The organism is Helicobacter pylori (assembly GCF_001998165.1).
In the GTDB taxonomy this organism is placed as follows: domain Bacteria; phylum Campylobacterota; class Campylobacteria; order Campylobacterales; family Helicobacteraceae; genus Helicobacter; species Helicobacter pylori_DL.
On the sequence record NZ_MTWR01000009.1, the window covers coordinates 1 to 9,039 of the forward strand.

The 9,039-nt window shown below is 38.7% G+C and carries 7 protein-coding genes and 1 pseudogene; 4 read left to right on the plus strand and 4 right to left on the minus strand.

The window, feature by feature from the left end; genetic code table 11:
• From BZK24_RS01625 to BZK24_RS01635, 3 genes are all read right to left on the minus strand, one after another.
• On the minus strand, window positions 1–876 hold an 876-nt coding region (locus BZK24_RS01625), incomplete at its 3' end, for a hypothetical protein (RefSeq protein ID WP_077656364.1).
• Between the two features lie 9 nt (window positions 877–885).
• Window positions 886–2,433: an MBOAT family peptidoglycan O-acetyltransferase PatA gene (gene patA, locus BZK24_RS01630; RefSeq protein WP_277921256.1), complete on the minus strand. Its 1,548-nt coding sequence runs from the start codon at window positions 2,431–2,433 to the stop codon at window positions 886–888.
• Window positions 2,434–2,624: 191 nt separating this feature from the next.
• Window positions 2,625–3,602 carry a GMP reductase gene (locus BZK24_RS01635; RefSeq protein ID WP_171972367.1) on the minus strand — a complete coding sequence of 326 codons (978 nt, stop codon included), beginning with the start codon at window positions 3,600–3,602 and terminating at the stop codon, window positions 2,625–2,627.
• 197 nt (window positions 3,603–3,799) lie between these two features.
• Between BZK24_RS01635 and BZK24_RS01640 the strand changes: the two genes are divergently transcribed.
• Both BZK24_RS01640 and BZK24_RS01645 read left to right on the plus strand, forming a co-directional pair.
• Entirely contained in the window at window positions 3,800–5,401 is a 1,602-nt protein-coding gene (locus BZK24_RS01640; protein WP_077656367.1) for an ABC-F family ATP-binding cassette domain-containing protein, read from the plus strand.
• Window positions 5,398–6,339 (plus strand): COG2958 family protein, encoded by a 942-nt coding sequence (locus tag BZK24_RS01645; protein ID WP_077656368.1) that lies wholly within the window; start codon window positions 5,398–5,400, stop codon window positions 6,337–6,339. Before BZK24_RS01640 ends, BZK24_RS01645 begins: the two co-directional genes overlap by 4 nt.
• 229 nt (window positions 6,340–6,568) lie before the next feature.
• On the opposite strand, the gene BZK24_RS01650 is transcribed toward BZK24_RS01645, so the two are convergent.
• Window positions 6,569–7,252, minus strand: a complete 684-nt coding sequence (locus BZK24_RS01650; RefSeq protein ID WP_077656369.1) for a phosphatase PAP2 family protein — start codon at window positions 7,250–7,252, stop codon at window positions 6,569–6,571.
• 18 nt (window positions 7,253–7,270) lie between these two features.
• Between BZK24_RS01650 and BZK24_RS10030 the strand changes: the two are divergent.
• Window positions 7,271–7,467, plus strand: a pseudogene (locus BZK24_RS10030) (type I restriction endonuclease).
• Complete coding sequence (locus tag BZK24_RS01660) at window positions 7,425–9,005, plus strand: type I restriction-modification system subunit M (RefSeq protein WP_077656370.1); 1,581 nt, start codon at window positions 7,425–7,427, stop codon at window positions 9,003–9,005. Before BZK24_RS10030 ends, BZK24_RS01660 begins: the two are co-directional and overlap by 43 nt.
• Window positions 9,006–9,039 lie beyond the last annotated feature (34 nt).

Sequence of the window (9,039 nt, forward strand, 5' to 3'; positions counted from 1 at the left end):
GTATTTTAAAAGCGTTTTTAAGGCGTTGTGGATGGTGTTTAGATTGCGTGTTAAAATGGTATGGTTATAAACCTTATATTTTAAAAGCGAGTCCGTTCTTGTCCATAAAATAAAATGTTTATCGCTGTGTTTTTGAATAAAATCCTCTAGTTGTTTGGTAACTTTATAAGCATTTTCTTCATCTATGGCTAATTGATTAGGATTTTTTAACGCTGACAAATAGGATTTTTTCACATTATCCAGCGTATAGTCATGGGGGTTATTATGACCAAACATGAAATTATAATCATAACGATTTAAAACGCTATTGCAAAAATCATATAATTGGAACCAAGAATTGAGTTTGCAAAAAGATTTTTCTTTAATTTTGAGATAATCTTTAGAAAAGTAGAACAACGCGTTTTTAAAGACTCTAAAGTTATATAAATACGCAAAATCCCCAATGAAATAGGGGTATTCAAAAAAGTATTTGGAGCGCTGGTTCAAACCCCCACCAAGTAAGGCTAAATCCATAGCGATGGTATCTATTGGTTGGTGTTTAAATGCAAAAGAAAGGAGCGATAACGCTTCTTTAATACTGATACCAGAGACGGTGAGTTTGATGGGTTTTTTCAACCCTAATAAGTTATGAATATCTTTAAGGCTAAAATTCAAGCTTATGCTTGAGCCTATTAACAAGCTGTTATAAGGGTAATGTTTAACAACCCCTTCAAAAGGCAATAAAGTTCCTCCAACTCTTTCATGCCAATCAATGGGGTATTTTGCTTTCCTGAAATACTCAAAAGGATCGATTAGGTAATTAAACAATCCAACGCCTATAAGAAGAGAGAGGCAAAAAGAAACAATGATTAAAGTCTGTTTTTTATAAAACTCCATGCTAGTGTCCTAAAAATTAAAATACAAAAATACCGATTGAGAACTGGCAAAAATAAATAAAAACCCTACAGAGAGCAACAAGCAAGCGCTTGTCGTTTTAATCCAATCCATTTGATTGGATTGGTATAAATGGGAACTATTCTTTAAACAAAAAGAGATGATTACCATCAAAACACACATTTTGAATGTGGGGGATGCATACATCATGGTGTGCATGATCATGTTATCATTGACACGATTTAAAAACTCTGATGCCTCTTGTGAAAGATGACAAAGCGAAACGCCATTCAAACCAACCATCCCTTTTAAAACCTTCAAGGCGCTATTCAAATCCTTCGCTCTAAAAAACACCCATGCAAGATTGATAAAATTGAAAGTGATGAGCCATGCTAAAATCTTTGGCATAGTGAAATGAAATTTTCTAGCGGTATGAGAATACGCTCTATGAACGCTCAAAGCAATCCCATGCAATAGCCCCCAAATGATAAAAGTCCAACCAGCCCCATGCCAAAACCCCCCAATCAAAAACACTAAAATTAAATTCCTATACACGATTAATTCTTTCACCCTATTACCCCCTAAAGGGATATACAAATACTCTTTTAAGAAGCGGCTCAAAGTGATATGCCACCTCCTCCAAAAATCTTGGATATTCAAAGCCTTATAGGGGCTATTGAAATTGATAGGGAGTTTGATATTGAAAAAGAGGGCAATGCCTATAGCCATATCGCAATAACCGCTAAAATCAAAATACAGCTGGAACGAATAAGATAAAGACGCCATCCATGCTTGAATAAAACTTAAGCTGGCCGTCTTATCAAATCCAAAATCAGCAAAATGAGCGATATTATCCGCAATCACGACCTTTTTAAACAAACCTATAGAAAAGATAAACAAGCCTAAAGCGATATTTCTGTAATTCAAAAATTGATTATTTTTATCTTTAAATTGAGGCATCATCTCGCTATGATGCACAATAGGTCCTGCAATGAGTTGAGGGAAGAAACTCACAAATAAAGCGTAATCTAAAAAATGCGAAAATAAAAAAAATGAAGTAGGGGGATTTAATAAAATAGGAGTGTTTTCTCTCTCTCTCTCTCTCTCTCTCTCGTTTTGGGCTGCATGCGTTTGATTTTGTTTGTAAGCGTCCATCAAGTAAGCGATTTGTTGCAAAGTGAAAAAGCTGATCGCTAAAGGCAAGATTAAATGCAAGGTTTCAAAATGGCTCTTCAATATCAGATTGAAATTGGTTAAGAAAAAATCAGTGTATTTGAAAAATCCTAAAAGCGAAACATTAGCGATCAGGCCCAAAATAAGCCATAATCTTTTATAGGCATTTTGCTGGGTGATTTTCAAAGCCACAAAATAATTAAAAATAATAGAGCCAACCAATAAGGGCAAATACTTCACATTCCAAAAAGCATAAAAAAACAAACTAGCCAATACTAGCCATAGTTTAGGGAACAGGGGATTTTTAGCATAAGCTTGTAAGATAAAATACCCTAAAAAGACAACAGGCAAAAAAGCAAAGATGAATAACGGCGTGTTGAATAACAAAACAAATACCCTTAAGATTGAGATGATGGAAGCTAACATTATATATTTTATATAAAAAAAATGATCCAACAAGATGCGATGAAAATAAAGAAAGGATCAAAAAACAACAAAAACCCAAGTCAAAGCAAATGGCTTGAAGAAGAGGTTGAAAACCCTTTTTTCTGTCTTCGCTTTTGTTTCATTGATCTTTTTTAGATCGTGTCCCCATTGAAAATTGAATTTTTCACAATCACATAATCCACTTTTCGAATCGCTTCAAGGTCTCTCCCACCTGCATAGGAGATTGAAGATTGCAAATCTTGTTGCATTTCAACCAGTGTATCTTTTAACGAGCCTTTATGTTGGATCCAAATTTTCTTACCTTCAACATTTTTCTTTTCACCTTTTTGGAACTCTGATGCCGAACCGAAATATTCTTTATATGCGATACCATTTTCTATTTTTGTTTCTCCAGATGATTCTTCATGCCCTGCAAAAAGCGAGCCAATCATCACCATTGTCGCGCCAAAGCGTATGGATTTTGCAATATCCCCATGCACGCGAATGCCGCCATCTGCAATAATGGGTTTTCTTGCTGCTTTAGCGCACCACCTAAGAGCTGCCAGTTGCCAACCACCCGTGCCAAAGCCTGTTTTGATTTTAGTGATACACACTTTCCCAGGCCCGATGCCAACTTTTGTAGCGTCAGCACCGGCGTTCTCTAATTCACGGACTGCTTCTGGCGTGCCCACATTCCCGGCAATCACAAAAGTTTCGGGCAAACGCGTTTTGATGCGTTGGATCATCTCAATGACAGAATTTGAATGACCATGCGCGATATCGATCGTGATGTAGTCTGGCGCTAATCCTTGCTTGGCTAACTCTTCTATAAAAAGATATTCTTCCTTTTTCACCCCAACGCTGATTGAGCTGATCCATTGGCGTTCTTTCATTTTTTTGACAAACGGGATTCTTGCCGATCCATTAAAGCGGTGCATGATATAGAAATAGCCATTTTCTGCTAGAAATTCTGCGATCGATTCGTTGATGATTGTTTGCATGTTGGCCGGGACTATGGGCATTTTAAACGCATGTTTGCCTAGAATAACGGTCGTATCGCATTCTGAACGGCTATTCACGATGCATTTATTAGGAATGAGTTGGACATCTTCGTAATCAAACACTTTCAATGACATGATCCTTTTTTGCTTTAAAACATTATTTTTACCTTAAATTGAATAAAAAATCAAGAGGAAATGATATGGGCTCGATCAAATTTTGGGCGTCAAAGGCCTTATGAATAACCATAATAAGCAAGGGTTACAATATTGTAAAGAAAACGCTACAATAAACTTTCTCTAATCACAAAAAATAAGGAAATCATAAGATGCTGCAAACCATCAACTTAACGCAACGCTATGCGACTAAAAAATTGTTTGAAAACGTGAATATCAAGCTGGATAAAAACAAGCGCTACGGGCTGATTGGGGCTAATGGGGCAGGGAAGTCCACTTTTTTAAAGATTTTAAGCAAGAGTATTGATTGCAGCAGTGGGGAAGTCATTATCACAAGCGGGATGAGAATGGGGGTTTTAGGGCAGGATCAATACGCTTTTGAAGATTTGAGCCTTAAAGATGCGGTTTTGATAGGCAATAAGCGTTTGTATGACGCTATCAAAGAAAAAGAGCGCTTATACACCGAAGGCGATTTGAGCGATGATAAAGTGAATGCCAGACTAGGGGAGTTAGAAACCATTTGCGTGGAAGAAGATCCCATGTATGAATGCGAAGTGGCGATTGAAAAAATCCTAGAAGATTTAGGCATTCCCAGCTCTAAACACAACGATTTGATGAAAACCCTGCCAAGCAGCGATAAATTTAAAATCCTTCTCGCTCAAGTCTTGTTCCCTAAACCGGATATTTTGCTGTTAGATGAGCCGACCAACAACCTGGATTTAAACGCCATTGAATGGCTAGAAAACAACCTCAAACGCCATGAAGGCACGATGGTAGTCATTAGCCATGACAGGCATTTTTTAAATGCGGTATGCACGCATATTTTGGATTTGGATTTCCACAGCGTGCGCGAATTTAGCGGGAATTATGACGATTGGTATATCGCTTCCACTCTGATCGCTAAACAGCAAGAAGCCGAACGCAATAAAAAACTCAAAGAAAAAGAAGAGCTAGAAAAATTTATCGCGCGCTTTAGCGCTAACGCTTCTAAAGCCAAGCAAGCCACAAGCCGCCAAAAACAACTAGATAAATTAGACATTCAAAGCTTAGCGGTATCTAGTAGGAGGGATCCTAGCATTATTTTTAAACCCAAACGCACCATTGGGAATGAAGCCTTAGAATGCGAAAATATCTCTAAAAGTTATGACGACCAAATGGTTTTAAATCAAGTGAGCTTGAAAGTGATGCCTAAAGACAAGATCGCCCTCATAGGGCCAAATGGCGTGGGTAAATCCACGCTTTGTAAAATTCTAGTAGAAGAGTTAAAGCCGGATAAGGGCGTGGTGAAGTGGGGAGCGACGGTTTTAAAAGGCTATTTCCCTCAAAACGTGAGCGAAGAAATTAGCGGGGAAGAGACCTTATATCAATGGCTCTTTAATTTCAATAAAAAGATTGAAAGCGCAGAGGTTAGGAACGCTTTAGGGAGGATGCTGTTTAATGGCGAAGAGCAAGAAAAGTGCGTGAACGCTTTAAGTGGGGGCGAAAAGCATAGAATGGTTTTATCCAAGCTCATGCTAGAGGGGGGGAATTTTTTAGTCCTAGATGAGCCAACCAACCACCTGGATTTAGAAGCCATTATCGCACTAGGTGAAGCGCTCTTTAAATTTGATGGGGCAGTGATTTGCATAAGCCATGACAGAGAGCTCATTGATGCGTATGCTAATAGGATCATTGAATTAGTCCCAAGCCCTAAAGGCGCTTCAATCATTGATTTTAAAGGCAGTTATGAAGAGTATTTAGCGAGCAAAAAATGAAACCGCAAGACGTTGAAATCGTTCAAAGCGTTTTAGAGATCACAGGGCCGATTAGCCCTACTGAAGTGTATGATAAAGCCAAAGAGCTTTTTGAAAAAGGCGAGATTACAAAAACGTTTGATTATGGGGGAAACACTCCACACCAAAGCGTTAGCGTCTCTATTTATACCGCCTTAAACAAGGGCGAAGAGTTGCCTTTTTTGAAAGCGCAAGAAAAGCCGGTTTTAATCGCTTTAAAAGACGCGGCTAAAGAGCCGTTTTTGAATATGGAAAAAATAAGCGTTCCAAGCGCTAAAATCGCGCATGAAAGGGATTTGCACCCCTTTTTAACCTACATGGCCTATTATAATGAAAATTTGAAATGCTACACGAAAACCATTTTTCATGAAGAGAGTGTGAAATCGCCAAAAGGCATGGACAGGTGGCTTTATCCGGACATGGTGGGGGTTAGGTTTTTACACGCTGAATTGTCTAATGAAAATTTAATCGCTTTTTCTAAGAAATTTGACACTTTACCCGTTAAATTGGTGAGCTTTGAATTGAAAAAAGAAATCAGCGTGAATAATTGCAGGGAGTGTTATTTTCAAGCGATTTCTAACAGCTCGTGGGCTAATGAGGGGTATTTAGTGGGTCATCATATTGATACGCATAATCCCCAACTCATGGATTTGTTGAAGCGTTTGCATGCGAGTTTTGGGATTGGCGTGATTGATTTAAGGACTGATGAGGATAAAAGCGCTATTTTATTGAACGCTAAATACAAAGAAAAGATTGATTACACCGTAGCTTCAGAGCTTAGCGACAAAAATCCAAAATTCAGCGGTTTTTTAAAGAGCGTTGTGGATTATGACCCAAACCACCAACACCGCTATAAAGATGAATTTGATGAGGTTAAAAAGAAAGAGGAGTTATACCCTAACCCATCGCTTTCTTTTTAAAAAACGAGATTTTAAAAACGCTTCAAGCGTTTTTGTAAAAAATAACAAAGAGCTTGATTTTAATCAAGCGATAGCTTATTGAAAAAGCGGTCTTGGGGGTTAGGGGGTTTCTTAAGGGGGTTAAGGGGGTATTATCGCAAAATACCCCCTATCCCCTTAAGAGAATGAGTTTTATCAAAAAATAGAATTCTAAAAATTTTAGTTGTCAGTGTTTGGTTAAATAAAGCCTTTATTGATTATAAGGGCGTTTCAAAAACCCTAAATAGAGCGCTAAAGAGCAACACGACCAAGCAATCCCTAACAAAAACCCTCCTAAAACATCGCTAGGGTAATGCACCCCTAAATAAACCCTATCATACGACATTAAAACAATCCAAAAAAGTAAAACCACAGCAATAATCGTTTTAATGCGATTGTTTGCGTTAGAATAGCATAACAACAACGCCAAAGAGCCGTAAAAAAGCGCTGAAGCTAAAGCATGCCCGCTGGGGAAACTAAAGCCATGCGCAAAAACCAATTCGCCATTGGTTACAGGCCGTGGGCGCGCCACTAAAAGCTTAAGGGATTTTAAGGTGAATTCACCTAATAAGATGCTAAAGAAAAACCACACCCCCAAAGCGATGCGTTTTTGAAACCCAAACCACAAGCCAATGAGTAAGGCTATAGGAGTGGTGAGCTTGCTTTGCGCAAACCAGGTGCTAAAAAACACGAAAGAAAGCCACGCGCTCCCTTGAATGGGGGCAGGGTTGCGGATCAAGTCTATAAAAAATAAATCCAATTGTTGCACCCACTCTTTTTGAAAAGCCACCCCGCTTATCACAATGCCAAACAATATAAAAAAGACCACCCCAATAATCCCAAGCGTTTTGGCCGCTTTTTTCTCTCTCACGCTGATTGTTCTGTCAAATACCATTCAAACCCCTTTTAAAAAATGAATTTTAAAAGGGCGATTATAGCTTATTTATCCCACAAACGCACAGAAAACGCATAAAAAAATAATATTCTTTGCTATAATGAAACCTTTAAAGGCTAAAAACGCCAAACAAAACCGCCAATCAAAAAAACACAAAAAAGGGGCTTATATCATGGAAAACAAAAACACTCAAGCGAATGAATCTTCTTCATTAGAGCGCAACGAATTGCACAACACCATTTGGAAAGTGGCTAATGAATTGAGAGGCTCAGTGGATGGCTGGGATTTTAAGCAATACGTTTTAGGCATTCTTTTTTACCGCTACATTTCAGAAAACATGGCTAATCACCACAATGAATACGAGCGAAAGCTTGATCCTAGCTTTGATTACGCTTCATTAAGCGATGAAGAGGCTGAGATCGTAAGAAAATCAACCATTGAAGAAAAAGGCTTTTTCATCCCGCCTAGTGCTTTATTTTGTAACGTGCTAAAAAACGCGCCTAGTAACGGAGATCTCAATGTAACCCTACAAAATATTTTTAACGAAATAGAAAAATCCAGCCTTGGCACTCCATCAGAAGAAAACGTCAAAGGCTTGTTTGCGGATTTAGACGTCAATAGCAATAAATTAGGGAGCTCTCATCAAAATAGGGTGGAAAAATTGACTAAAATCCTTCAAGCCATAGGGGGCATGCAATTAGGCGACTACCAACAAAGCGGGATTGATGTTTTTGGCGACGCTTATGAATATTTAATGGCGATGTATGCGAGCAATGCCGGCAAAAGCGGAGGGGAATTTTTCACCCCCCAAGAAGTGAGCGAACTGCTCGCTAAAATCGCCCTGCACAACCAAGAGAGTATTAATAAAGTTTATGACCCATGCTGTGGGAGCGGATCGTTACTCTTACAATTTTCTAAAGTGCTAGGCGATAAAAACGTCTCAAAAGGGTATTTTGGGCAAGAAATCAATTTGACCACTTACAACCTTTGCCGCATCAACATGTTTTTGCATGACATCAATTATTCTAAATTCCACATTGCACTAGGGGATACGCTTTTAGACCCAAAGCATGAAGACGATGAGCCTTTTGATGCGATCGTTGCTAACCCTCCTTATTCCACTAAATGGATAGGCGATAACAACCCTATTTTAATCAATGACGAGCGCTTTAGCCCGGCCGGTGTGCTAGCGCCCAAAAAAGCCTCCGATCTCGCCTTCACCATGCACATGCTTTCTTATTTATCCAATCAAGGCACTGCTGCGATCGTGGAATCTCCCGGGGTGCTTTATAGAGACGGTGCCGAAAAGAAAATCAGAGAGTATTTAGTCAAAGTGGAGAATTTCATTGACTGCGTGATCGCTTTACCTAAAAACCTCTTTTTTGGAACGGATATCGCCACTTGCATTTTAGTGCTTAAGAAAAACAAAAAAGACGACACCACGCTTTTTATTGATGCGAGTAAGGAATTTGTCAAAGAAGGCAAGAAAAACAAGCTCAAAGAACGCAACCGAGAAAAGATTTTGCAAACCTATATTGAAAGAAAAGAGATCAAGCATTTTTGCGCTCTAGCCAATATAGAGAAAATCCAAGAAAACGATTACAACCTTTCGGTGAACCGCTATGTGGAGCAAGAAGACACGAAAGAAATCATTGACATTAAAGCGCTTAATGGCGAGATTTCTCAAATCGTAAAAAAACAGAGCGCTTTAAGAAACAGCCTTGAATCCATCATTAAAGAGCTAGAAGCTTAAGGGGATTATAATGAACAAAATAGAGCGCTTACTC

What these genes read in the sequence shown, in the direction of transcription:
- BZK24_RS01650 (WP_077656369.1), bottom strand. Translation starts at nt 7,252, where the DNA reads ATGGTATTTGACAGAACAATCAGCGTGAGAGAGAAAAAAGCGGCCAAA.
- BZK24_RS01640 (WP_077656367.1), top strand. Translation starts at nt 3,800, where the DNA reads ATGCTGCAAACCATCAACTTAACGCAACGCTATGCGACTAAAAAATTG.
- BZK24_RS01645 (WP_077656368.1), top strand. Translation starts at nt 5,398, where the DNA reads ATGAAACCGCAAGACGTTGAAATCGTTCAAAGCGTTTTAGAGATCACA.
- BZK24_RS01660 (WP_077656370.1), top strand. Translation starts at nt 7,425, where the DNA reads ATGGAAAACAAAAACACTCAAGCGAATGAATCTTCTTCATTAGAGCGC.